We start from the raw sequence: 22540 nt of genomic DNA, 5'->3' as shown, positions 1-22540 counted from the left end.
TCTCCCATCTCCGCGCGGCGCCCGGTGCCGCGGGGCGGCTCAGCGCGTCGCCTCGTCCTCCACCGTGCGGTCGCGGCCCGCCAGGACGCCCACCGCCATCTGCGGGAGCATCAGGCCGGCCATGAGCGCGATCGGCAGGCCCCAGCCGCCGCTGTGCTGGTAGAGGACGCCCACCAGGAGCGGACCCGGGATGGAGATCAGATAGCCGGTGCTCTGGGCGAAGGCGGACAGCTGGGCGACGCCCGCGCCGGTCCTGGCCCGCATCCCGACCATGGTCAGGGCGAGCGGGAAGGCGCAGTTGGAGATGCCGAGCAGCACGGCCCAGGCCCAGGAGCCGCCGGCCGGGGCGAGGTACAGACCCGCGTAGCCGGCGAGTCCGCAGACGCCCAGGGCCAGCACGATCGGGCCCTGGTGGGGCAGACGGGTGGCCAGCCGGGGGATGACGAAGGCGAGCGGCACGCCCATCACCATGGTGACGGCGAGCAGTACGCCGGCCGTGCCCGCGGGGACGCCCGCGTCCCGGAAGATCTGCGCCATCCAGCCCATGGTGATGTAGGCCGCGGTGGCCTGGAGCCCGAAGAAGACCGCGAGCGCCCAGGCGGTACGGCTGCGGGTGATGCGCAGCGGGGCGTGGGCGGACGGGGTGGCGGCACCGGTGCCGGAGGCGGCGGCCGAGGCAGGGGCGGGGGCCGGTCCCCGGTCGCGGACCAGCGGGAGCCACGGCAGCACCGCGGCCGCGGCGAGGCCCGCCCACACGGCGAGGCCGGACCGCCAGTCGCCGCCCATCGCGTCGGTCATCGGCACGCTGACGGCGGCCGCTAGGGAGGTGCCCAGGGCGAGTGCCATCGAGTACAGGCCGGTCATGGAACCCACCCGGTCGGGGAACCAGCGCTTGACGATGACCGGCATCAGGACGTTGCTGACCGCGATGCCCATGAGGGCGAGCGCGGTGGCGGCCAGGAATCCGGCCGTGCCGCCCGCGTACGGCCGTATCAGCAGGCCGGCCGCGATGGCCGCCATGCCGGCGCAGACCACGGCGGCCGGGCCGAAGCGGCGGGCGAGGCGGGGTGCCATGACGCCGAACAGCGCGAAGCAGAGCGGGGGCACGGAGGTGAGCAGCCCGGCCACGCTGCCGCTCATGCCGAGCCCGTCGCGGACCTCCTCCAGGAGGGCGCCCGAGCTGGTGATGGCGGGGCGGAGGTTGAGCGCGGAGAGCACGATGCCGACGACGACCAGCCGGGCCGCCCACGCGCGCGTGGCGGGTACGGAGGAGCCCGCTCCCTCGTGCGCCGGACCCGTCGTCGGGGTCGCGGTTGTGCCGGTGCTGCTCCCGGGTGTCGTGCGTGTGTCCTCGCGTCCCATGCCGACCATCATAGAATCATGGGATGATTGGTTGTCCATTCCCGGGGCGGCGTCCCGGGGCCCTCGCGTGCGAAGGTGTGCCATGCCCCTGAGCCACCCCCGCCGTTCGGCCCTGTCCGAGCAGGTCATCGCCGAGCTGCGGCACCAGATCACCTCGGGCGAGTGGCCGGTCGGCTCCCGCATCCCGACCGAGCCGGAGCTGGTCGAGCAGCTCGGCGTCGCCCGCAACACCGTCCGCGAGGCGGTCCGCGCGCTCGCGCACAACGGCCTGCTGGACATCCGCCAGGGCTCGGGGACGTACGTCGTGGCCACCAGCGAGCTGGCCGGCGTGATGCACCGGCGCTTCGCCGACGCCGATCCGCGCCACATCGCCGAGCTGCGCGCCGCGCTGGAGTCGGCCGCGGCGAAGCTGGCCGCCGAACGGCGCACCGAGAAGGACCTCAAGCAGCTGGACGCCCTCCTGGTGCGGCGCGAGGAGGCCTGGGCCACGGGCGAGGCGGAGGCCTTCGTGGCCGCGGACGCCACCTTCCACCTGGCGGTGGTGGCCGCCTCCCACAACGACGCCATGACGGCGGTCTACGCGGACCTGGGCGAGGTGCTGCGGGACTGGCTGCGCGCGGACGTCGGCGCCGAGCTGACGCCGCACAGCCACATGGACCACACCCGGCTGGTGGACGCCATCCGCGCGGGGGACGCGGAGACGGCCGCCGCGGAGGCCGCCGCCTATCCCTTCCTGTGCCGCCCGGACCGGTTCAGCGCACGTCCTGGTGACTGACCCAGGCCGAGCCGACCTCCTCCCAGCAGCGGCCGGTCAGCCGTACGGTCATCGCCGGTCCGGTGTCGGCCGGGGCGCTGTCGGTGTCGATGTCCCACCAGCGCGCGCACTCGATGTGCAGGCGCACCCGGTCGGTGTCGACGTAAGGGTTGTGACAGTAGGCCACCACGTGGGAGCCGCGCACGGCCGTCCGGCACTCGGCGCCGAACAGGCGCGGTGCGGGGGGCTTGCCGTCGCTCACGCCCGCGTGGGGCGTCGCGTCGTACGCCACGCAGACGACGAGGGTCACGGCGACGGTCGCTGAGGCCAGGCTGCGGAACAGGCGCACAAGGGGATCTCCTCGGCCGGGCTGCGGAGAAAAGCGCGGGTGAACGCCTGTCCAGGGTGCGCCGCGCGGGCCGGTGCGCGCCCGGCCGGTGAGCCGAACGGGTGACGCCCCGCCTCCCGCGCGTGCGGGGAGGCGGGGCGTCGGCGGTACGGGAGGGTCAGGCGCCGATGGCGTGCAGACCGCCGTCCACGTGGATGATCTCGCCGGTGGTCTTCGGGAACCAGTCGCTCAGCAGGGCGACCACGCCGCGGCCGGCCGGCTCCGGGTCCTTGAGGTCCCACTCCAGGGGCGCGCGGCTGTCCCAGACGGAGGCCAGCTCCGCGAAGCCCGGGATGGACTTGGCGGCCATGGAGCCGATCGGGCCGGCGGAGACGAGGTTGCAGCGGATGTTCTGCTTGCCCAGGTCACGCGCCATGTAGCGGCTGGTGGCCTCCAGGGCGGCCTTGGCCGGGCCCATCCAGTCGTACTGCGGCCAGGCGAAGGAGGCGTCGAAGGTGAGGCCGACCACCGAGCCGCCGTTCTGCATCAGCGGCAGGCAGGCCATGGTGAGCGACTTCAGGGAGAACGCCGAGACGTGCATGGCGGTGGCGACGGACTCGAACGGCGTGTTGAGGAAGTTGCCGCCGAGCGCGTCCTGCGGGGCGAAGCCGATGGAGTGCACGACGCCGTCCAGGCCGCCCAGCTCCTCGCCGACCACGTCGGCCAGGCGCGCCAGGTGCTCGTCGTCGGTGACGTCCAGCTCGATGACCTTGGTGGGCTTGGGCAGCTTCCTGGCGATGCGCTCGGTCAGCGTCGGCCGCGGGAAGGCGGTCAGGATGATCTCGGCGCCCTGCTCCTGGGCGAGCTTGGCGACGTGGAAGGCGATGGAGGACTCCATCAGCACACCCGTGACCAGGATGCGCTTGCCCTCGAGAATTCCGCTCATGTGATCAGTGACCCATTCCCAGTCCGCCGTCAACAGGGATGACGGCTCCAGTGATGTACGAGGCGTCGTCGGAGGCGAGGAACCGCACCGCCGCGGCGACCTCCTCCGGCTGCGCGTAACGGCCCAGCGGGACCTGCGTCACGATGTTCGCACGCTGCTCGTCGGTGAGCGCCTTGGTCATGTCGGTGTCGACGAAACCGGGCGCGACGACGTTGAAGGTGAGGTTGCGCGAGCCCAGCTCGCGGGCGAGGGAGCGCGCGAAGCCGACCAGGGCGGCCTTGGAGGCGGCGTAGTTGGCCTGGCCGGGGCCGCCGTAGAGGCCCACGACCGACGAGATCAGGACGACCCGGCCCTTCCTGGCGCGCAGCATGGCCCGGTTGGCGCGCTTGACGACGCGGAAGGTGCCGGTGAGGTTGGTGTCGATGACCGAGGTGAAGTCCTCCTCGGTCATGCGCATCAGCAGCTGGTCCTTCGTGATGCCGGCGTTGGCGACCAGGACCTCGACCGGGCCGTGCTGGTCCTCGATCTCCTTGTAGGCCTGCTCCACCTGTTCGGTGTCGGTGATGTCGCACTTCACGGCGAGGAAGCCGGCCGGCGGCTCACCCGAGCGGTACGTGATCGCGACCTTGTCGCCGGCGTCGGCGAAGGCGCGGGCGATGGCGAGGCCGATGCCCCGGTTGCCTCCGGTGACGAGAACCGAGCGGCTCAACGGATCACCCTTTCGATAGCGGTCTGCCTGGTCCGCCCGGACACCTGGATGACAGGCGGCTTCCTCGAAAACCTATCGGTAAGCCCTCTCGCCCGGCCAAGCGGGCACCGACAGTGGCACGCGGGAGTGACTGTCGGGTCCCTACAGAAACGCCCCGGACACGACCGGAAAGGCATGGAGGCGGTGCGAAACCTGTGGTCCGGGCGGCGCCGCCGCGACATGATCGGACCGACAGGCCACGACAGCAGGGAGACCTCCGTGCCTCATTCCATCGACGAAGCCTTCACGGCGCTGCCGCTGCGGGCCCTGGCCGATGCCGCGCTGGCACGCGCGCGTGCGCTGGGGGCCGAGCACGCGGACTTCCGGTTCGAGCGGGTCCGCAGCGCCTCCCGGCGGCTGCGGGACGCCAGGCCCGCCGGCTCCTCGGACACCACGGACCTGGGGTACGCGGTGCGCGTGGTGCACGGCGGCACATGGGGCTTCGCCTCCGGGGTGGACCTGAGCATGGACGCCGCCGCGAAGGTGGCCTCGCAGGCGGTGGCGATGGCGAAGCTGTCGGCGCGGGTGATCGGGGCGGCCGGGTCGGTCGAGAGGGTGGAGCTGGCCGACGAGCCGGTGCACGCCGAGAAGACCTGGGTGTCGTCGTACGAGATCGACCCGTTCTCGGTGCCGGACGAGGAGAAGGCCGCGCTGCTGGCCGACTGGAGCGGGCGGCTGCTGGCGGCGAACGGCGTGGACCACGTCGACGCCTCGCTGCTCACCGTGCACGAGAACAAGTTCTACGCCGATACGGCGGGCACCGTGACCACGCAGCAGCGGGTGCGGCTGCATCCGCAGCTGACGGCGGTGTCGGTCGACGACTCCAGCGGCGAGTTCGACTCGATGCGGACCGTCGCACCGCCGGCCGGGCGCGGCTGGGAGTACCTGACGGGCACCGGCTGGGACTGGGAGGGCGAGCTGGAGCGGATGCCGGAGCTGCTCGCCGAGAAGATGCGCGCGCCGAGCGTCGAGCCGGGCCTGTACGACCTGGTCGTCGACCCGTCGAACCTGTGGCTGACGATCCACGAGTCCATCGGGCACGCCACCGAGCTGGACCGCGCGCTCGGCTACGAGGCCGCGTACGCCGGCACCTCCTTCGCCACCTTCGACCAGCTGGGCACGTTGCGGTACGGCTCGGAGCTGATGAACGTCACCGGGGACCGGACCGCCGAGCACGGCCTGGCGACCGTGGGCTACGACGACGAGGGCGTGCAGGCGCAGTCCTGGGACCTAGTGAAGGACGGCACGCTCGTCGGCTACCAGCTGGACCGCAGGATCGCGCGGCTGACCGGCTTCGAGCGGTCCAACGGGTGCGCGTTCGCCGACTCGCCGGGACACGTGCCCGTGCAGCGCATGGCCAACGTGTCACTGCGGCCGGACCCGGCCGGGCTGTCCACCGAGGACCTCATCGGCGGCGTCGACCGGGGCATCTACGTCGTCGGGGACCGCTCCTGGTCGATCGACATGCAGCGCTACAACTTCCAGTTCACCGGGCAGCGCTTCTTCCGGATCGAGAACGGGCGGATCACCGGGCAGCTGAAGGACGTCGCCTACCAGGCCACCACGACCGACTTCTGGGGTTCGATGGCGGCCGTCGGCGGCCCGCAGACGTATGTCCTGGGCGGTGCCTTCAACTGCGGCAAGGCCCAGCCGGGCCAGGTCGCCGCGGTGTCCCACGGCTGCCCGTCGGCCCTGTTCAAGGGCGTCAACATCCTCAACACCACGCAGGAGGCCGGTCGATGAGCGCCCGTACCAGCAAGCCGCACGAGATCGTCGAGCGGGCCCTGGCGCTGTCCCGGGCCGACGGCTGCGTGGTGATCGCCGACGAGCACTCGACCGCCAACCTGCGCTGGGCGGGCAACGCGCTGACCACCAACGGCGTGACCCGCGGCCGTACGCTCACGGTGATCGCGACCGTGGACGGCGCGGAGGGGACGGCCTCCGGTGTGGTATCCCGGTCGGCGGTGACGGCCGACGAGCTGGAGCCGCTGGTGCGGGCCGCCGAGGCCGCCGCGCGCGGCGCCGGGCCGGCCGAGGACGCCCAGCCGCTGGTGACGGGGGTGCCGGAGGCGCCGGACTTCCGCGACGCGCCCGCCGAGACGTCCTCCGCCGTGTTCGCGGACTTCGCGCCCGCCCTCGGTGAGGCGTTCGCACGCGCGCGTGCGGGCGGCCGGGAGCTGTACGGCTTCGCCAACCACGAGCTGGTGTCGACCTACCTGGGCACGTCGACGGGGCTGCGGCTGCGGCACGACCAGCCCACCGGGCTGCTGGAGCTGAACGCCAAGTCCCCCGACCGGACGCGTTCGGCGTGGGCGGGCCGCTCCACCCGGGACTTCAAGGACGTCGACCCGGGCGCCCTGGACGCGGAGCTGGCCGTGCGGCTGGGCTGGGCCGAGCGGCGCGTGGAGCTGCCGGCGGGCCGCTACGAGACGCTGCTGCCGCCGACGGCGGTCGCCGACCTGCTCATCTACCAGCTGTGGTCGGCGTCGGGCCGGGACGCGGCCGAGGGGCGGACGGTGTTCTCCAGGCCCGGCGGCGGCACCCGGATCGGCGAGCGGCTGACCGACCTGCCGCTGACCCTGCGCAGCGACCCGGACGAGCCGGGGCTGCAGTCCGCGCCGTTCGTGGTCGCGCACTCCTCCGGGGGCGACCAGTCGGTGTTCGACAACGGGCTGCCGGTGCGGGCCACCGAGTGGATCGGCGGCGGCGAGCTGCGCAACCTGACCACCACCCGGCACAGCGCCGGTCTGACCGGGCTGCCGGTAGCCCCGGCGATCGGCAACCTGGTGCTGGACGGCGGGCAGGACCGGTCGCTCGAGGAGATGGTCGCCGCGACCGGGCGCGGGCTGCTGCTGACCTGCCTGTGGTACATCCGGGAGGTGGACCCGGCGACGCTGCTGCTGACCGGGCTGACCCGGGACGGCGTCTACCTGGTGGAGAACGGCGAGGTGACCGGGGAGGTGAACAACTTCCGGTTCAACGAGTCGCCGGTGGGCCTGCTCGGGCGGGCCACGGAGGCGGGGCGCACGGAGCAGACGCTGCCGCGCGAGTGGAGCGACTGGTTCACCCGGGCCGCGATGCCGCCCCTGCGGGTCCCCGATTTCAACATGAGCAGTGTCAGCCAGGGCGTATAACCTCGTAGGCGGCTGTCGCCCGACCGCCGCACGATCATCCTAGGAGATACGAGAAACGTGACGGACATCGTCGACGACCTGAAGTGGCGGGGGCTGTTCTCCCTGTCCACCGACGAGGACGCTTTGCGCAAGGCGCTCGCGGACGGTCCCGTCACGTTCTATTGCGGCTTCGACCCGACTGCGCCGTCGCTGCACGTGGGGCACCTGGTGCAGGTGCTCACCGTGCGCCGGCTCCAGCAGGCCGGGCACCGGCCGCTGGCCCTGGTCGGCGGCGCCACGGGCCTGATCGGCGACCCGCGCCCGACCGCGGAGCGCACGCTGAACGACCCGGAGACGGTCGCCGGCTGGGTGGACCGGCTGCGCGGCCAGATCGAGCCGTTCCTGTCCTTCGAGGGCGAGAACGCGGCCGTCATGGTCAACAACCTGGACTGGACCGCGGGCCTGTCCGCGATCGAGTTCCTGCGGGACATCGGCAAGCACTTCCGCGTCAACAAGATGCTGACCAAGGACTCCGTGGCCCGGCGCCTGGAGTCCGACCAGGGCATCAGCTACACCGAGTTCAGCTACCAGATCCTCCAGGGCATGGACTTCCTCCAGCTGTTCCGGCGCTACGGCTGCACGCTCCAGCAGGGCGGCAGCGACCAGTGGGGCAACCTCACGGCCGGCCTGGACCTGATCCACCGGCTGGAGCCGCACGCCCAGGTGCACGCGCTGGCGACGCCGCTGATGACCAAGGCGGACGGCGCCAAGTTCGGCAAGACCGAGGGCGGCGCCGTCTGGCTCGACCCGGAGATGACGACGCCGTACGCGTTCTACCAGTTCTGGCTGAACGTGGACGACCGGGACGTCTCGACGTACCAGCGCATCCTGTCCTTCAAGTCCCGCGAGGAGCTGGAGGAGCTGGAGCGGCAGACCGCGGAGCGTCCGCAGGCCCGGGCCGCGCAGCGCGCGCTGGCGGAGGAGCTGACGACGCTGGTGCACGGCGCCGACCAGACGGCCGCCGTGATCGCCGCGTCGAAGGCGCTGTTCGGCCAGGGCGAGCTGGCGGACCTGGACGAGCGGACGCTGGCGGCGGCGCTGTCGGAGGTGCCGCACATCCGGGTCGCCGAGCCGCGTCCGGTGGTCGACCTGTTCGCCGAGGTCGGACTGGTCGCCAGCAAGTCGGCCGCGCGCCGCACGGTGAAGGAGGGCGGCGCCTACGTGAACAACGCGAAGGTGACCGCCGAGGACGCCGTACCGGCGCGGGAGGACCTGCTGCACGGGCGGTGGCTGGTGCTGCGGCGCGGCAAGAAGAACCTGGCGGCCGTGGAGGTCGTGGACGCGTAGGCCGTCCGGCGGATCGGACCGGGGGGAAGGCGGCGGCTCGCCCGCGCGCCGCTCCCCCCGGTCCTCGCCCGCGGGTGAGGCGCGGTTCAGACGCGCTGTCTGCGCTTGCCGAGGGTCGCCACGTAGAGCCTGTCGACGGCGAACACGATGATGACCGCCGCGATGAGCTGGAAGGCGTGCCGGCTCCAGTCGATGCCGGGGGTCGCCTCGACCCCGAGGGCGCGGGCGAGGGCGTTGCCCGCGATGGCGCCCAGGATGCCGCAGATGGTCGTCAGCCAGAGCGGGCTGTGCTGTTTGCCCGGGATGACCGCCTTGGCGATCAGGCCCAGCACGAAGCCCACGATGATCGCCCACAGCCAGCCCATGGCCGCCTCCTCGTACGCCGGTGGGTGAGCAGTACGGCCAGTGTCGGTCCGGCGACGGCGGGTCGCACGCCGGGTGCCGCCGGACGCGGTACGGCCGGGCGGCGTCCGCGCGGGTGCCCGGCGACCCGGGGGCGGGGCCGGCGCGGACGCGGCGTACCGTGGAAGCTGCCCGGCCGGTTCCGTGCCGGGCGGGCACGGGTGGTGCGGCGGGAAGTCCGATGCGGGCGGATGGTGGAATGCGATGCGGAAACAGCACGGTGGCGGCGGCGCCCAGGTGTTCCGGATCACCGGAGCCCGGACGGGCCTGGCCGAGGACGTGCGGGGCCGGCAGCGGCGGTACGTCATCTCGATGACGATCCGCACGATCTCGGTGATCCTCGCGGCCACCCTCTGGAACGTCGAACGGTACGTCGCGATCGTGGCGCTGGTGCTGGGCGCGGTGCTGCCCTACATCGCGGTGGTGGTGGCCAACGCCGGGCGTGAGCGACCGCCGTCCCTGCCGTCGACCTTCGTGACGGTTCCGCTGCGGCCGATGATCGCCCCGCCGGTGGACCAGGACGCGCCCGGGGAGTCCGCGGTCGCCGACACGCCGGTGGACCCGGCGGCCGGGGTGCCCGGTGAACGGCCCGACCACGTGTGACCACCGGGGACGCCGGGGCCCGCGGTGGCCGCCGGGCCAAGCTCAAATAAAGCTCAGATCAATCGTGCGGTTCCAGTGCCGGGCGACGGGCTACCCGTGACATACTTCGTACGCGCTCCGCATCCCCCGTCGGAGCGACAGACCGACGCCGGGCAGCTCCCCCCGTGGCTGCTCGGCGTCGCCTTGTCGGGGCGCCGTTTCCGTGCCGCTTCCTGTGAGACTTCCTGTGAGTGACGAGACCCCCATCTGCTCCGCCAAGGGCTGCCGTACCGACGCCGTGTGGGTGCTGGCGTGGAACAACCCCAAGATCCACACTCCGGAGCGGCGCAAGACCTGGCTGGCCTGCGAGGAGCACCGCGAGCACCTCGCGCAGTTCCTCGGCGTACGGGGCTTCTTGAAGGACGTCGTCCGCCTCGAGGACTGGGTGGCACCGGAGGGCGGCTAGCGCCGGAGTGGCCGGCGCCGCGGGGTGGCTAGCCTCCGATCGCCGACATCGGGCGGTCCGGCTGTACGAACGACGGGTCGTCCAGGCCCGCGCCGGCCTTCTTGCCCCACATCGCCAGCCGCCAGATGCGGGCGATCTCCTCGTCGGGCGCGCCGGAGCGCAGCGCGCCGCGCAGGTCGGTCTCCTCGGTGGCGAACAGACAGGTGCGCACCTGGCCGTCGGCGGTGAGCCGGGTGCGGTCGCAGGCGGCGCAGAAGGGCCGGGTGACGGAGGCGATGACACCGACCCGGTGCGGGCCGCCGTCGACCAGCCAGCGTTCGGCCGGGGCCGAGCCGCGCTCGTCGGCGCCCTCCGGGGTGAGGTCGAAACGGGTGCGCAGGGAGGCCAGGATGTCCCCGGCGGTGACCATGCCCTCACGCTTCCAGCCGTGCTGGGCGTCCAGCGGCATCTGCTCGATGAAGCGCAGCTCGTAGGCGTGCTCGACGGCCCAGGCCAGCAGGTCGGGGGCCTCGTCGGCGTTCAGGCCCGGCATCAGCACCGAGTTGACCTTGACGGGGGTCAGCTCCGCCTCGCGGGCGGCCTGGAGTCCCTCGAGGACGTCCCGGTGGCGGTCGCGCCGGGTGAGGGTCTTGAACACCTCGGGGCGCAGCGTGTCCAGGGAGACGTTGACCCGGTCCAGGCCCGCGGCCTTCAGGGCGGCCGCGGTGCGCTTGAGACCGATGCCGTTGGTGGTCAGGGACATCCGGGGGCGCGGTTCCAGGGCGGCTACGCGCTCCACGATGGAGACGAGGCCGGGGCGCAGCAGGGGTTCGCCGCCGGTGAAGCGGACCTCCTCGACGCCGAGGACGGCGACCGCTATGCCGATGAGGCGCACGATCTCGTCGTCCGTGAGCAGGTCCGGCTTGGCCAGCCACTGCAGGCCCTCCTCGGGCATGCAGTAGGTGCAGCGCAGGTTGCACCGGTCGGTCAGCGAGACCCTGAGGTCGGTGGCCACTCGGCCGAAGGTGTCGATGAGCACGTTGGGCCCCCTCCCGCGGTTCGGATCGATCTGTTCCGTCACTGGGAAGCCTACGTGAGCGCACCGACAGGGACAGCGGCCCGATCCCACGAGGTGGGACGCGGCCGCGTCGTAGGACCCTACGATCCCGCCGACGCGGCCGCTCCGTGGGAAGCGTCAGTGCGCGCCCGTGCCGGTGAGCGAACGCACCTCCAGTTCGGCGTACTTGCCGGTGTCCGGTGCCTCCTTGGACAGCAGGGTGCCGACGACGCCCAGCAGGAAGCCGACCGGGATGGAGATCAGGCCGGGGTTCTCCAGCGGGAACCAGTGGAAGTCGACGTCGGGGAACATCGAGGTCGGCTTGCCGGACACCACCGGTGAGAACAGCACCAGGCCGACCGCGGTGACCAGGCCGCCGTAGATCGACCACAGGGCGCCCGCGGTGGTGAACCGCTTCCAGAACAGGCTGTACAGGATGGTCGGCAGGTTGGCGGAGGCGGCGACCGCGAAGGCCAGGGCGACCAGGCCGGCGACGTTGAGGTCGCGGGCGAGGGCGCCGAGCAGGATCGAGACGGCGCCGATGCCGATGGTGGCGTAGCGGGCCGCGCCGATCTCCTGCTTCTCGGTGGCCTGGCCCCGCTTGATGACGTTGGCGTAGATGTCGTGGGCGAAGGAGGAGGACGAGGCCAGGGTCAGGCCCGCGACGACCGCGAGGATGGTGGCGAAGGCGACGGCGGAGATGGTGGCCAGCAGGATCGCGCCCCAGGTGGAGTCGACGCCGCCCAGGTGCAGGGCGAGCAGGGGCGCCGCGGTGTTGCCGGCCTTGTTGGAGGCGATGATCTCGTCGGGTTCGATCAGCGCGGCGGCGCCGAAGCCGAGGGCAAGGGTCATCAGGTAGAAGACGCCGATCAGGCCGATCGCCCAGATGACGGACTTGCGGGCGGCCTTGGCGGTGGGGACGGTGTAGAAGCGGATCAGGATGTGCGGCAGGCCCGCGGTGCCCAGGACCAGGGCGACGCCGAGCGAGAGGAAGTCCAGCTTGGTGGTGCCGGTGGCGCCGTACTTCAGTCCGGGTTCCAGGAAGGCGGAGCCCTTGCCGCTGTTGTCGGCGGCCTTGCCGAGCAGGTCGGAGAGGTTGAAGTCGAACTTCAGCAGCACCAGGAAGGTCAGCAGCAGCGCGCCGATGATCAGCAGGACGGCCTTGACCATCTGCACCCAGGTCGTGCCCTTCATGCCGCCGATGGTGACGTACACGATCATCAGGACGCCGACCAGGGCGACGATGCCGATCTTGCCGCCGTCGCTGGTGATGCCGAGCAGCAGCGAGACCAGGACGCCGGCGCCCGCCATCTGGGCCAGCAGGTAGAAGATCGAGACTACGATCGTGGAGACGCCGGCCGCGGTGCGCACCGGGCGCTGGCGCATCCGGTAGGCGAGGACGTCGCCCATGGTGTAGCGGCCGGCGTTGCGCAGCGGCTCGGCGACCAGCAGCAGGGCGACCAGCCAGGCGACGAGGAAGCCGATGGAGTACAGGAAGCCGTCGTAGCCGAAGAGGGCGATGGCGCCCGCGATGCCCAGGAAGGACGCGGCGGACATGTAGTCACCGGAGACGGCGAGGCCGTTCTGGAAGCCGGTGAACTGCCGTCCGCCCGCGTAGAAGTCGGCGGCGTCCTTGGTCTGCCGGCCCGCCCAGACCGTGATGACGAGGGTCGCGACGACGAAGACCGCGAACAGGGTGATGATCAGGGTCCGATGCTCACTGGCCTCGCCGGCGGCGAGCAGGGTGTGCGGTGCGGGGCTCATGCGCCGCCCTCCATCCGGTTCTTGATGGCCTGGGCCTTGGGGTCGAGCCGGGTGGCGGCGTGGCGCGCGTACCACCAGGCGATGAGGAACGTGGTGAGGAACTGGGCGAGGCCCAGCACGATCGCCACGTTGACGTTGCCGGCGACCTTGGTGCCCATGAAGCCGCCCGCGTAGTTGGACAGCAGGACGTACAGCAGGTACCAGGCGATGAAGCCGACGGTCAGCGGGAAGGCGAATCCCCGGTGGGCGCGGCGCAGTTCACCGAACTCCGCGCTGTGCTGCTCCTCGGTGAACTTCTCGGCGGACGGGAGCCGGTGCTGCGCGTTCGAGGGGGGCGGTGTCTCGGTGGCCACGGAGTCTCCTCGCTTACGGACGTGCGGTTCGCTTCGGACGTGCGGTTCGCTTCGGACGTGCGGTTGCCGGTCCCGCCCGGACAATGGATCACGTGACGACCTGTGCTGTCACGACCCCGGTGCGTGAAAACCGGCAGGGGGCCTCGATCCTGCTGGCGGTTCCTGCTCAAGGTCACGGCGCCACGCGTGGACCGGTTCAACCCCGTCGGCCTCTTTCGGGTGGCGGGTGTCTGTGGATAGCTTCGCCCTGCACCGCTCGTCATGCACCTGCCCGGCCAGCCACCCCGGCCCGGGCGGTTTCGTTTCCGGATGATGTGGAGACCCCATGGCTCATCTGCGCTCCGGACGGCGGCTCATGCTCGCCGTTCCGGTCGTGCTGTCGCTCACCGCCTCCCTCGGCTTCCTGCCGGGAACGGCCTCGGCGGCCCCGGCCACGGCATCGGCGGCGCGCGCGGCCGGCGGCCCGGCGGCCTTCGACGGCCCGGAACTGGCGTACGTCGTCAACACCCGCACCGACCCCCGCACACTGCGGTCGGTGCGCGCGGCGATCGTCCGCGACGGCGGCACCGTCGTCGCGTCCTACGACCGGATCGGTGTGATCGTCGTCCACTCCGCGAACCCGGAGTTCGGTGCGCTGCTGCGGGCCGTGCCCGGGGTGCAGTCGGCGGGCGCCACCCGTACGGCGCCGCTCAGCGCGACCGGGACCACCGGCGAGGGCGCGGTCCAGGTGCTGTCGAAGGCGGAGGCCGCGAAGGTCTCAAGCAGCGCGGCCGCGGGCGAGGAGCCCCTGGAGGCCGACCAGTGGGACCTGCGGGCGATAGGCGCCGACCGGGCCGCCCGGATCGACCCGGGCAGCGACCGGGTGACCGTCGCCGTCATCGACACCGGGGTCGACGACACCCACCCGGACATCGCGCCGAACTTCTCGGCCGCCCAGTCCGCGAACTGTGTCAGCGGCAGGGCCGACACCACGTACGGGGCCTGGCGGCCGGCGGACGCCGACCACTACCACGGCACGCACGTGGCCGGGGAGATAGCCGCGGCCCGCAACGGCGTGGGCGTGGCGGGCGTGGCGCCGGGCGTGAAGGTCGCGAGCATCACGGTGGCGCAGCCCGACTCGACGCAGCTGTTCTACCCGGAGAGCGTGGTCTGCGCCTTCGTGTTCGCCGCCGACCACGGTGTCGAGATCACCAACAACAGCTATTACGTGGATCCCTGGATGTACAACTGCATGGACGATCCGGACCAGCGTGCCATCGTCGACGCGGTGGGCAGGGCCGAGTCGTACGCCGAGCGCAGGGGCACGCTCAACGTGGCGTCGGCGGGCAACTCCGGCGACGACCTCGACGCCTCGTCCCTGACCGACGACTCCAGCCCCGACGACTCGGTCCCGGTGCCCCGGACGGTGGACCCGCACACGTGCTTCGACGTGCCGACCCAGCTGCCGGGGGTGGTCACGGTCAGCGCGGTCGGTGTGACGGGCGCCAAGTCGTACTACTCCAGCTACGGCCGGGGTGTCATCGACGTGGCGGGTCCGGGCGGTGACAAGTATCAGATCCCGGACACGCCGTCGAAGAACGGGCGCATCCTGTCGACCCTGCCGAACGGCGCGTACGGCTTCCTCCAGGGCACGTCGATGGCCTCCCCGCACGTCGCCGCCGTGGCCGCGCTGCTGAAGTCCGCCCACCCGCACGCCACTCCTGCCCAGTTGCGGGCGCTGCTGAAGGCCCAGGCGGACAACCCCGGTTGCCCGGCCGGCCCCTACGACGGCGACGGCGACGGCGTCGTGGACGCGACCTGCACCGGCGGCCGGCACGTCAACAGCTTCTACGGTCACGGCGTCGTGGACGCGCTGCGGGCGGTCGAGTGACCTGCGCGCGGCGCCCGGTGGTCTGACCCGGGCGCCGCCGCGCCGGCGGCACCTGGGGCCACCTGGCCGGCACCTCGATACACGGCGTCCACCGTGCCGTCCGCGTCGATGTCGTAGGGGCCGGACCGGCGGCGTATGTTGATTGAGTCAATCATGCATAGTGGAATCATGACTGCGATCAGCTCAGCCTGGGCCGCCCTGGACGGCGATCCCGCCCTGCTCGACCGGGTGGACACCCTGGAGCGGGCGGGCGTGCTCACCGCGCGCCTGCCCGTACGGAAGCTGGCCCGCGCCTGTGTGGGCGCCTGCGCGCTGGCCGCCGCCGAGCTGGGCGCACGGCGGGCGGGGCTCGCCGGGGTCCCGGCCGCGCGGGTCGACGACGGCGCCGTGGCGGCCGCCTTCCACAGCGAGCGGCACCTGCTGGTGGACGGGCGGGCGCCGGTCTCCTTCGCGCCGTTGTCGCGGTTCTGGCGCACCGCCGACGGCTGGGTGCGCACCCACGCCAACTACCCGCACCACCGGGCGCGGCTGCTGGGCGCGCTGGGACTGCCGGACACCGCCACGCAGGAGGACGTGGCCGCGCTGCTGGCCGGGCGGGCCGCCGTGGAGGTGGAGGACACGGTCCAGGGCGCGGGCGGGCTCGCGGTCGCGCTGCGCACTCCGGCGCAGTGGGCCGCGCACGCGCAGGCCGCCGAGGTGGCGGCGCGCCCGCTCGTCGAACGCGGCCGGCTGGACGGCGGACACGCGCGCGTGCTGCCGCCGCTCGACCCCGCCGCCCGCGCCCTGCTGCCGACGGCCGGGCTGCGCGTGCTCGACCTGACGCGGGTCCTCGCGGGCCCCGTCGCCACCCGGACTCTCGCGCTGCTCGGCGCCGACGTCCTGCGCCTGGACGCGCCGTGGCTGCCCGAACTCGCCGACGCCCACGCCGACACGGGCTTCGGCAAGCGGTCGGCGGTCCTCGACCTGGCCGCCGGGCGCGACACCTTCGAGGAGCTGCTGGCCTCGGCGGACGTCGTGGTCACCGGCTACCGGCCGGGCGCCCTCGACCGCTTCGGGCTCTCCCCGCAGGCACTCGCCGAGCGGCGGCCCGGGCTCGTCGTGGCCCAGATCTCGGCATGGGGCGCGTACGGGCCCTGGGGCGGGCGGCGCGGCTTCGACAGCCTGGTGCAGGTCGCGACCGGCATCGCGGCGCTGGAGGGGCGGGGCGGGGAGCCCGGCGCCCTGCCCGCGCAGGCACTGGACCACGGCACCGGCTATCTGCTGGCCGCGGCCGTGCTGCGGGCGCTGACCGAGCGGTCGTACGACGGGGGCGGCCGGTTCGTGCGCCTCGCCCTCGCCCGGACCGCGCGCTGGCTCACCGACGAGATCCGGCCGGAGCCGCCCGCCGTGGCGTCACCCGCCGGGACGCCGGGCAGCGGGACGCCGGACACCGCGGCGCGCGACACGGGCGCGCCGTTCACCGGGCCGGACGCCTGGCTGGCCGGGGCGGACAGCGGGCTGGGACGGCTGCGGTACGCCCGGTCGCCGGTGGCGTTCACGGGCGGCCCCGCCGACTGGAACCGGCCCCCGTCGCCCTGGGGTTCGGACCCGGCTCGGTGGGCGTGAGCGCCCGAGCGGACGTGAACGCCCGAGCGGCCCGGTGGTCACCACCCCTCGGCAGGGCGCGCGTCTAGACCCCGGCCGCGCCGAGCAGCGTTCCGGCCGCGTAGGTGACGCCCATCGCCAGTGCGCCGCCCGCCATGTTGCGCAGCACCGCGCGCACCGGGGGCGCAGCGCCCAGGCGGGCGCTGCTCCAGCCGGTGAGGGCGAGCGCGGCCAGCACCGACCCGACGGTGACCGTGAGCCGCCAGGGCGCCGGCGGGAGCACGATGGCCAGCAGCGGCAATAGGGCGCCCGCCGTGAAGGACAGGAAGCTGGCCCAGGCGGCGTGCCAGGGGTTGGTCAGCTCGTCGGGGTCGATCCCCAGCTCCACGCGCGCGTGGGCGCGCAACGCGTCCCGTTCCGTCAGCTGGACCGCCGCCTCCCGGGCCACCTCCCGTGACATGCCGCGCTCGTGCAGCAGCACGGTCAGCTCCTCCAGTTCCGCCTCCGGCTGTTCGCGCAGCTCCCGCCGCTCGACGGCCAGGGCCGCCATCTCCGAGTCCCGCTGGGTGGAGACGGACACGTACTCCCCCGCCGCCATCGACATCGACCCGGCGAGCAGCCCGGCCAGGCCCGCGGTGAGCAGGGCGGCCCGGTCGTCCGTGGCCCCGGCCACCCCGACGACGAGCCCGGCCGTGGACACGATGCCGTCGTTGGCGCCGAGCACGGCGGCCCTCAGCCAGTTCAGCCGCGAGCCCAGCGCGCCGTGGGTCTCGGCATGGGGTGGTTGCGTCACAGCACGGAGGATCGCACCCCGGGCCGCGCCGCACCGGCACCGACGCGTAACCGTGCTTGAGCGTGCGGAACTTGACGCCGGGTCGGGTGCGGGGCACGCGCGCGCGGTTCGAACGGGCCCTCACGAAAGGGCCGCTGGGGAGCCTGCGGGGCCGGACTGTCAGTCGTGGCCCGTATCCTCAGTGACCATGCTCGAAGACCCCATGACCGCAGCGTCCTCCGCCACCGAGTGGCCGGCCGCGTATCCGCTGGGATACGCGGTCGTTGACGTGGAGACCACGGGACTGGCCCGTGACGACCGGATAATCTCCGCCGCCGTCTACCGGCTGGACGCCCGCGGCGAGGTCGAGGACCACTGGTACACGCTGGTCAATCCCGAGCGCGATCCGGGCCCGGTGTGGATCCACGGTCTGACGAGCGAGGTGCTCGAGGGCGCGCCCCTCTTCCAGGACGTCGCCGGGGAGTTCGCCGCCCGGCTCGACGGCCGGGTCCTGGTCGCGCACAACGCCGTCTTCGACTGGCAGATGATCGCGCGCGAGTACGCGCGCGTGAAGCGCGAGGCCCCGGTACGCCAGCGGCTGTGCACCATCGCACTGTCCAAGGAGCTGGGCCTGCCGCTGCCCAACCACAAGCTGGAGTCCCTGGCGGCGCACTTCGGGGTGGTGCAGCAGCGGGCGCACCACGCGCTGGACGACGCGCGCGTGCTGGCGGAGGCGTTCCGGCCGAGCCTGCGGGCCGCGGCGGCGGGTGGCGTACGGCTGCCGCTGCTGGAGTGCCGCCCGCTGACGGAGTGGTCGGACACGCCCCGGATCGGCCGGCAGGCGAGCGGGGGCTACGCCGGCCGGTCGCCGGGCGGTTGGCGGCAGTCCCGGAAGCGGCCCGCCTGCCCGTATCCCAACCCGGGCCGCTACGAGGAGGGCAAACGCCTCAAACAGGGCATGCGGGTGGCCTTCTCCGGGGACACCTCGGTCGACCGGGAGCTGCTGGAGGACCGCGCCGCCGAGGCGGGACTGCACGTGGCGACCAGCCTGTCCCGGCTGACCAGCCTGCTGGTCACCAACGACCCCGGCTCGCACACGTCCAAGGCGGTCAAGGCCCGGCAGTACGGGACGCCGGTGGTGGACGAGGCGGCGTTCGGGCAGCTGCTCGGGGATGTCGAGCCGGCCGAGGGGTGACCGTACGGATGGGTGATTGCCGCGCGACTCGCCCGGCGGCCGCTCGCCCGGGCGGCCGGTGACGGCTCACTCTGTGGCGCATGGCGACCTGCGAAGTATGCGGCAATGACTACGGAATGTCCTTCGAGGTGCACGCGCAGGGCGCGGTGCATGTCTTCGACTGCTTCTCCTGTGCGATCCACCGCATGGCCCCCATCTGCGAACACTGCCGGGTGCAGATCATCGGGCAGGGCGTGGAGGCGGACGGCCACTGGTACTGCGGTGCCCACTGCGCGCGGGCGGAGGGGAAGGCGGGCGTCGTCGACAAGGTCTGACGGCGTCCGGCCCGGCGCCCGCCCCGACGGCGGCCCGGCCCTCCGCCGCGGCGGGTGCCCGGAATGCCGCCCCGCCCACCGGGACGGCATTCCGGGCACCCGCCGCAGGACACTCCGGTACCCGCCGCACGGCATCCCCGGCCGCGGAGGTACCTTCGTGGGGTGTACCGCTTCCTCCTGACCCGCCAGTGGGTGATCCTCACCCTCGTCGCGATCGCGCTCGTCCCGACGATGATCAAGCTGGGTTTCTGGCAGGAGCACCGCTATCAGATGCGGACCGACCGCAACCAGCTCGTCTCCCGGGCGCTGCACGCCGAGCCGGTGCCCGTGGAGCGGCTGACCTCCCCCGGGCACGCCGTGACGACCGGCCAGAAGTACCGCACCGTGACCGCGACCGGCACCTTCGACACCGCCCGGGAGGTCGTCGTGCGCCGCCGGGTCAACGCCGACGACGAGGTCGGCTTCCACGTCCTGACCCCGTTCGTGCTGACCGACGGCAAGGTGCTGCTGGTCAACCGGGGCTGGATCCCGGCGAGTGCCTCGCAGACGGCCTTCCCGAAGATCCCGGCCCCGCCCGCCGGCCGCACCACCGTCACCGGGCGGCTGATGGCCGACGAGACGACCGCGGCGAGCGGCATCAAGAACGTCAAGGGCCTGCCGGCCCGGCAGATCATGCTGATCAACAGCGGGGCGGAGGCGCGGCGGCTCGGCGCCTCGGTGCTCGGCGGCTACATCCAGCAGACGGGGCCCGCCCCGAAGGGCGGCACGCCGCAGCAGATCTCCGACCCGGGCAGCGAGGACGCTCCACTGAACTACGCCTACATGATCCAGTGGTGGCTGTTCGCGGCGGCCGTCCCGGTGGGCTGGTGGTTCCTGGTCCGCCGCGAGGTCCGCGAACAGGCGGAGGCCGCCGGGGAGCGGACCGAGGAGTCCGCCCCGGCACCGGTGTGACCCGGGTGACCGTGTGACCGGTGTGCCCCACCCGGCCGCATGTCCTGATTGCCCCTCCCGGCCACCGGGAACCTGGACTGCGTGCAAGCCCGTATCGAGGACTACGCCCTCATCGGCGACGAGCAGACCGCGGCCCTGGTCGGCCGGGACGGCTCCATCGACTGGCTGTGCCTGCCGCGCTTCGACTCCCCCGCCTGCTTCGCCAGGCTGCTGGGCGACGAGGGCAACGGCCACTGGCGCATCGCCCCGCTGGGAGCGGGGACCTGCACCCGCCGCGCCTACCGCCCCGACACCCTCGTCCTGGACACCGAGTGGGAGACCGACGCGGGCACGGTGCGCGTCACCGACCTGATGCCGCAGCGCGACCGCGCCCCCGACGTCGTACGCATCGTGGAGGGCGTCAGCGGCCGCGTCACCGTCCGCAGCACCCTGCGGCTGCGCTTCGACTACGGCTCGATCGTGCCGTGGATGCGCCGCTCGCACGGCCACCGGGTGGCGGTCGCCGGCCCGGACTCCGTGTGGCTGCGCACCGAGCCGTCCGTGCACGCCTGGGGCGAGGACTTCGGCACGCACGCGGAGTTCACCCTCACCGAGGGCCGGCGGGTCGCGTTCGTCCTCACCTGGCACCCCTCGCACGAGCCGCGCCCGCCGCTGATCGACCCCTACGACGCGCTGCGCACCAGCGTCACCTCCTGGCGCCGCTGGACCGCCCGCTGCCGGTACGACGGGCCCCACCGGGACGCCGTGATCCGCTCGCTCATCACGCTCAAGGCCCTCACCTACGCGCCCACGGGCGGCATCGTGGCGGCCGCCACCACCTCGCTGCCCGAGGAGCCGGGCGGCGTGCGCAACTGGGACTACCGCTTCTGCTGGCTGCGGGACGCCACCCTCACCCTCGGCGCGCTGCTCGCCGCCGGCTACCACGGGGAGGCCGGCGCCTGGCGCGACTGGCTGGTGCGGGCCGTCGCGGGCGACCCGGCGGACCTTCAGATCATGTACGGGCTGGCGGGTGAGCGGCGGCTGCCGGAGACGGAGCTGCCCTGGCTGCCGGGGTTCGCGGACTCCCGCCCGGTGCGCACCGGCAACGGCGCGGTCGACCAGCTCCAGCTGGACGTGTACGGCGAGGTGATGGACTCGCTGGCGCTGGCGCGCGCGGCGGGCCTGCCGACCCGGCCGCACATGTGGTCCCTGCAGTGCGCGCTGGTGAAGTTCCTGCGCACGGCGTGGCGGCAGCCCGACGAGGGCCTGTGGGAGGTGCGGGGCGGCCGGCGGCCGTTCGTGCACTCCAAGATGATGGTCTGGGTGGCCGTCGACCGCGCCGTGCGCGCGCTGGAGGAGCACCAGGACCTGGAGGGCGACCTGGCGGGCTGGCGCGCCCTGCGCGACGAGGTGCACCAGGAGGTGTGCGAGAAGGGCTACGACGCCGAGCGCAACACCTTCACCCAGTCCTACGGCTCGCGCGAACTCGACGCCGCTCTGCTGCTGATGCCCCGCACGGGCTTCCTGCCGCCGGACGACCCGCGGGTGACCGGCACGGTCGACGCGATCCGCGCGAACCTCGGCCACCACGGCTTCCTGCGCCGCTACGACGCCGGGGAGTCGGCCGTCGACGGGCTGCCGGGCAGCGAGGGCGCCTTCCTGGCCTGCTCGTTCTGGCTCGCGGACGCCCTGCACCTGACCGGCCGCACCGAGGAGGCCAGGGAGCTGTTCGAGCGGCTGGTCGGCCTCACCAACGACGTCGGGCTGCTGGCGGAGGAGTACGACCCGGTCACGGGCCGCCAGCTCGGCAACTTCCCGCAGGCGTTCAGCCATGTCGGCCTGGTCAACACCGCCCTGGCCCTGTTCGGGGACCAGCGGGCAGGATAGGGGCATGGATCTTGGACTGAAGGACCGGGTGTACGTGCTCACGGGCGCCACCCGCGGGCTGGGCAACGCCGCCGCGCGTGAACTCGTCGCCGACGGGGCGAAGGTGGTCGTCACGGGCCGGGACGCCGGGCGGGTCGCCGACGCGGCGGCCGCGCTGGGCCCGGACGCGGCCGGGGTGGCCGTCGACAACGCCGCCCCCGGGGCCGCCGGGCAACTGTTCGAGGCCGCCCGCGAGCGCTTCGGCCGCCTCGACGGCGTGCTGATCAGCGTGGGCGGGCCGCCACCCGGGTTCGTCGCCGACAACACCGACGAGCAGTGGCGGGACGCCTTCGAGTCGGTGTTCCTCGGTGCCGTGCGGATCGCCCGCGCGGCGGCCGCGGAGCTGGGAGAGGGCGGTGTCATCGCCTTCGTGCTGTCCGCCTCGGTGCACGAGCCGATCCCGGGGCTGACCGTCTCCAACGGGCTGCGGCCGGGGCTCGCCGGGTTCGCCAAGTCGCTCGCCGACGAACTGGGGCCGCGCGGCATCCGGGTGGTCGGGCTGCTGCCGTCGCGCATCGACACCGACCGGGTGCGGGAGCTGGACGCGCTGTCCGCCGACCCGGCGGTCACCCGGGCGGCGAACGAGTCGCGCATCCCGCTGCGCCGGTACGGCACGCCGGAGGAGTTCGGCCGGGTCGCGGCGTTCCTGCTGTCCCCGGCGGCCTCCTACCTGACCGGCATCATGGTGCCGGTGGACGGCGGCATGCGGCACGGCTTCTGAGGGCGCCGTCCGAGCGCGCCGCCCGTC

22 protein-coding genes are annotated in these 22540 nt (G+C 73.2%); 13 read left to right on the top strand and 9 right to left on the bottom strand.

The genetic code is table 11. The features are described 5' to 3' along the window. Nucleotides 1-39: 39 nt before the first annotated feature. On the bottom strand, nt 40-1362 hold the full coding sequence (locus ACZ6CZ_RS28125) for a CynX/NimT family MFS transporter (RefSeq protein ID WP_469026573.1): 1323 nt from the start codon (nt 1360-1362) through the stop codon (nt 40-42). Between the two features lie 82 nt (nt 1363-1444). Here ACZ6CZ_RS28125 and ACZ6CZ_RS28120 point away from each other — a divergent pair, with 82 nt between their 5' ends. Next, the gene (locus ACZ6CZ_RS28120) at nt 1445-2137 is read left to right on the top strand and encodes a FadR/GntR family transcriptional regulator (protein ID WP_469026571.1); all 693 of its coding nucleotides are present in this window, start codon (nt 1445-1447) and stop codon (nt 2135-2137) included. On the opposite strand, the gene ACZ6CZ_RS28115 is transcribed toward ACZ6CZ_RS28120, so the two are convergent. From ACZ6CZ_RS28115 to fabG, 3 genes are all read right to left on the bottom strand, one after another. Then, complete coding sequence (locus tag ACZ6CZ_RS28115; RefSeq protein WP_469026569.1) at nt 2115-2465, bottom strand: hypothetical protein; 351 nt, start codon at nt 2463-2465, stop codon at nt 2115-2117. The two genes, ACZ6CZ_RS28120 and ACZ6CZ_RS28115, sit on opposite strands and share 23 nt — an antisense overlap. Before the next feature lie 157 nt (nt 2466-2622). Beyond that, on the bottom strand, nt 2623-3390 hold the full coding sequence (gene fabI / locus ACZ6CZ_RS28110) for an enoyl-ACP reductase FabI (protein ID WP_469026567.1): 768 nt from the start codon (nt 3388-3390) through the stop codon (nt 2623-2625). Nucleotides 3391-3394: 4 nt separating this feature from the next. Beyond that, nucleotides 3395-4099 carry a 3-oxoacyl-[acyl-carrier-protein] reductase gene (gene fabG / locus ACZ6CZ_RS28105; RefSeq protein ID WP_469026564.1) on the bottom strand — a complete coding sequence of 235 codons (705 nt, stop codon included), beginning with the start codon at nt 4097-4099 and terminating at the stop codon, nt 3395-3397. Nucleotides 4100-4357: 258 nt separating this feature from the next. On the opposite strand from fabG, the gene ACZ6CZ_RS28100 reads away from it, so the two are divergent. Genes ACZ6CZ_RS28100 through tyrS form a run of 3 tightly spaced genes read left to right on the top strand, consistent with a single transcriptional unit; the run spans nt 4358 to nt 8598 of the window. Continuing rightward, complete coding sequence (locus ACZ6CZ_RS28100) at nt 4358-5881, top strand: TldD/PmbA family protein (protein ID WP_469026562.1); 1524 nt, start codon at nt 4358-4360, stop codon at nt 5879-5881. Continuing rightward, nucleotides 5878-7272, top strand: a complete 1395-nt coding sequence (locus tag ACZ6CZ_RS28095) for a metallopeptidase TldD-related protein (protein WP_469026559.1) — start codon at nt 5878-5880, stop codon at nt 7270-7272. Before ACZ6CZ_RS28100 ends, ACZ6CZ_RS28095 begins: the two co-directional genes overlap by 4 nt. A gap of 57 nt (nt 7273-7329) precedes the next feature. Further along, a complete protein-coding gene (tyrS, locus tag ACZ6CZ_RS28090; protein ID WP_469026557.1) occupies nt 7330-8598 on the top strand; it encodes a tyrosine--tRNA ligase in 1269 nt (422 codons plus the stop codon). Between the two features lie 86 nt (nt 8599-8684). Here the strand turns inward: tyrS and ACZ6CZ_RS28085 are convergent, their stop codons facing one another. Continuing rightward, nucleotides 8685-8963 carry a GlsB/YeaQ/YmgE family stress response membrane protein gene (locus tag ACZ6CZ_RS28085; RefSeq protein ID WP_469026554.1) on the bottom strand — a complete coding sequence of 93 codons (279 nt, stop codon included), beginning with the start codon at nt 8961-8963 and terminating at the stop codon, nt 8685-8687. A gap of 241 nt (nt 8964-9204) precedes the next feature. Between ACZ6CZ_RS28085 and ACZ6CZ_RS28080 the strand changes: the two genes are divergently transcribed. Beyond that, on the top strand, nt 9205-9603 hold the full coding sequence (locus ACZ6CZ_RS28080) for a DUF3099 domain-containing protein (RefSeq protein WP_469026552.1): 399 nt from the start codon (nt 9205-9207) through the stop codon (nt 9601-9603). 226 nt (nt 9604-9829) lie between these two features. Continuing rightward, a complete protein-coding gene (locus ACZ6CZ_RS28075) occupies nt 9830-10048 on the top strand; it encodes a hypothetical protein (RefSeq protein WP_469026550.1) in 219 nt (72 codons plus the stop codon). Nucleotides 10049-10076: 28 nt separating this feature from the next. On the opposite strand, the gene moaA is transcribed toward ACZ6CZ_RS28075, so the two are convergent. From moaA to ACZ6CZ_RS28060, 3 genes are all read right to left on the bottom strand, one after another. Beyond that, nucleotides 10077-11066 carry a GTP 3',8-cyclase MoaA gene (gene moaA, locus ACZ6CZ_RS28070; protein ID WP_469026546.1) on the bottom strand — a complete coding sequence of 330 codons (990 nt, stop codon included), beginning with the start codon at nt 11064-11066 and terminating at the stop codon, nt 10077-10079. Nucleotides 11067-11222: 156 nt separating this feature from the next. Next, on the bottom strand, nt 11223-12848 hold the full coding sequence (locus ACZ6CZ_RS28065) for a solute symporter family protein (protein WP_469026543.1): 1626 nt from the start codon (nt 12846-12848) through the stop codon (nt 11223-11225). Beyond that, complete coding sequence (locus ACZ6CZ_RS28060; RefSeq protein WP_469026541.1) at nt 12845-13201, bottom strand: DUF485 domain-containing protein; 357 nt, start codon at nt 13199-13201, stop codon at nt 12845-12847. Before ACZ6CZ_RS28060 ends, ACZ6CZ_RS28065 begins: the two co-directional genes overlap by 4 nt. 325 nt (nt 13202-13526) lie before the next feature. Between ACZ6CZ_RS28060 and ACZ6CZ_RS28055 the strand changes: the two genes are divergently transcribed. Both ACZ6CZ_RS28055 and ACZ6CZ_RS28050 read left to right on the top strand, forming a co-directional pair. Further along, on the top strand, nt 13527-15071 hold the full coding sequence (locus tag ACZ6CZ_RS28055; protein ID WP_469026539.1) for a S8 family serine peptidase: 1545 nt from the start codon (nt 13527-13529) through the stop codon (nt 15069-15071). Nucleotides 15072-15239: 168 nt separating this feature from the next. Then, on the top strand, nt 15240-16676 hold the full coding sequence (locus ACZ6CZ_RS28050) for a CoA transferase (protein WP_469026537.1): 1437 nt from the start codon (nt 15240-15242) through the stop codon (nt 16674-16676). A gap of 64 nt (nt 16677-16740) precedes the next feature. Here ACZ6CZ_RS28050 and ACZ6CZ_RS28045 read toward each other — a convergent pair whose 3' ends face one another. Then, nucleotides 16741-17448, bottom strand: a complete 708-nt coding sequence (locus ACZ6CZ_RS28045; protein ID WP_469026535.1) for a VIT1/CCC1 transporter family protein — start codon at nt 17446-17448, stop codon at nt 16741-16743. 187 nt (nt 17449-17635) lie between these two features. Here ACZ6CZ_RS28045 and ACZ6CZ_RS28040 point away from each other — a divergent pair, with 187 nt between their 5' ends. The 5 genes from ACZ6CZ_RS28040 (at nt 17636) to ACZ6CZ_RS28020 (ending at nt 22513) form a co-directional block, all read left to right on the top strand. Further along, nucleotides 17636-18622 carry a DEDDh family exonuclease gene (locus ACZ6CZ_RS28040; RefSeq protein ID WP_469026533.1) on the top strand — a complete coding sequence of 329 codons (987 nt, stop codon included), beginning with the start codon at nt 17636-17638 and terminating at the stop codon, nt 18620-18622. Between the two features lie 80 nt (nt 18623-18702). Then, a complete protein-coding gene (locus ACZ6CZ_RS28035) occupies nt 18703-18936 on the top strand; it encodes a hypothetical protein (protein ID WP_469026531.1) in 234 nt (77 codons plus the stop codon). 162 nt (nt 18937-19098) lie between these two features. Continuing rightward, on the top strand, nt 19099-19887 hold the full coding sequence (locus tag ACZ6CZ_RS28030; RefSeq protein WP_469026528.1) for an SURF1 family cytochrome oxidase biogenesis protein: 789 nt from the start codon (nt 19099-19101) through the stop codon (nt 19885-19887). Nucleotides 19888-19968: 81 nt separating this feature from the next. After that, entirely contained in the window at nt 19969-21753 is a 1785-nt protein-coding gene (locus ACZ6CZ_RS28025; RefSeq protein ID WP_469026525.1) for a glycoside hydrolase family 15 protein, read from the top strand. A 4-nt stretch (nt 21754-21757) separates the two neighbouring features. Further along, the gene (locus ACZ6CZ_RS28020) at nt 21758-22513 is read left to right on the top strand and encodes an SDR family oxidoreductase (RefSeq protein ID WP_469026523.1); all 756 of its coding nucleotides are present in this window, start codon (nt 21758-21760) and stop codon (nt 22511-22513) included. Nucleotides 22514-22540 lie beyond the last annotated feature (27 nt).

It is taken from the genome of Streptomyces sp. NPDC041135 (assembly GCF_055592085.1).
The sequence above is the reverse complement of the archived record's forward strand: the minus strand, read 5'-3'. Positions and strand labels throughout refer to the sequence as shown.

Bases quoted from the DNA above. Each gene is read 5' to 3' on its own strand.
- ACZ6CZ_RS28065 (WP_469026543.1), bottom strand. From the start codon at position 12,848: ATGAGCCCCGCACCGCACACCCTGCTCGCCGCCGGCGAGGCCAGTGAG.
- fabI (WP_469026567.1), bottom strand. From the start codon at position 3,390: ATGAGCGGAATTCTCGAGGGCAAGCGCATCCTGGTCACGGGTGTGCTG.
- ACZ6CZ_RS28055 (WP_469026539.1), top strand. From the start codon at position 13,527: ATGGCTCATCTGCGCTCCGGACGGCGGCTCATGCTCGCCGTTCCGGTC.
- ACZ6CZ_RS28080 (WP_469026552.1), top strand. From the start codon at position 9,205: ATGCGGAAACAGCACGGTGGCGGCGGCGCCCAGGTGTTCCGGATCACC.
- ACZ6CZ_RS28040 (WP_469026533.1), top strand. From the start codon at position 17,636: ATGCTCGAAGACCCCATGACCGCAGCGTCCTCCGCCACCGAGTGGCCG.
- ACZ6CZ_RS28125 (WP_469026573.1), bottom strand. From the start codon at position 1,362: ATGGGACGCGAGGACACACGCACGACACCCGGGAGCAGCACCGGCACA.
- ACZ6CZ_RS28050 (WP_469026537.1), top strand. From the start codon at position 15,240: ATGACTGCGATCAGCTCAGCCTGGGCCGCCCTGGACGGCGATCCCGCC.
- ACZ6CZ_RS28020 (WP_469026523.1), top strand. From the start codon at position 21,758: ATGGATCTTGGACTGAAGGACCGGGTGTACGTGCTCACGGGCGCCACC.
- ACZ6CZ_RS28035 (WP_469026531.1), top strand. From the start codon at position 18,703: ATGGCGACCTGCGAAGTATGCGGCAATGACTACGGAATGTCCTTCGAG.
- ACZ6CZ_RS28120 (WP_469026571.1), top strand. From the start codon at position 1,445: ATGCCCCTGAGCCACCCCCGCCGTTCGGCCCTGTCCGAGCAGGTCATC.
- ACZ6CZ_RS28095 (WP_469026559.1), top strand. From the start codon at position 5,878: ATGAGCGCCCGTACCAGCAAGCCGCACGAGATCGTCGAGCGGGCCCTG.
- ACZ6CZ_RS28085 (WP_469026554.1), bottom strand. From the start codon at position 8,963: ATGGGCTGGCTGTGGGCGATCATCGTGGGCTTCGTGCTGGGCCTGATC.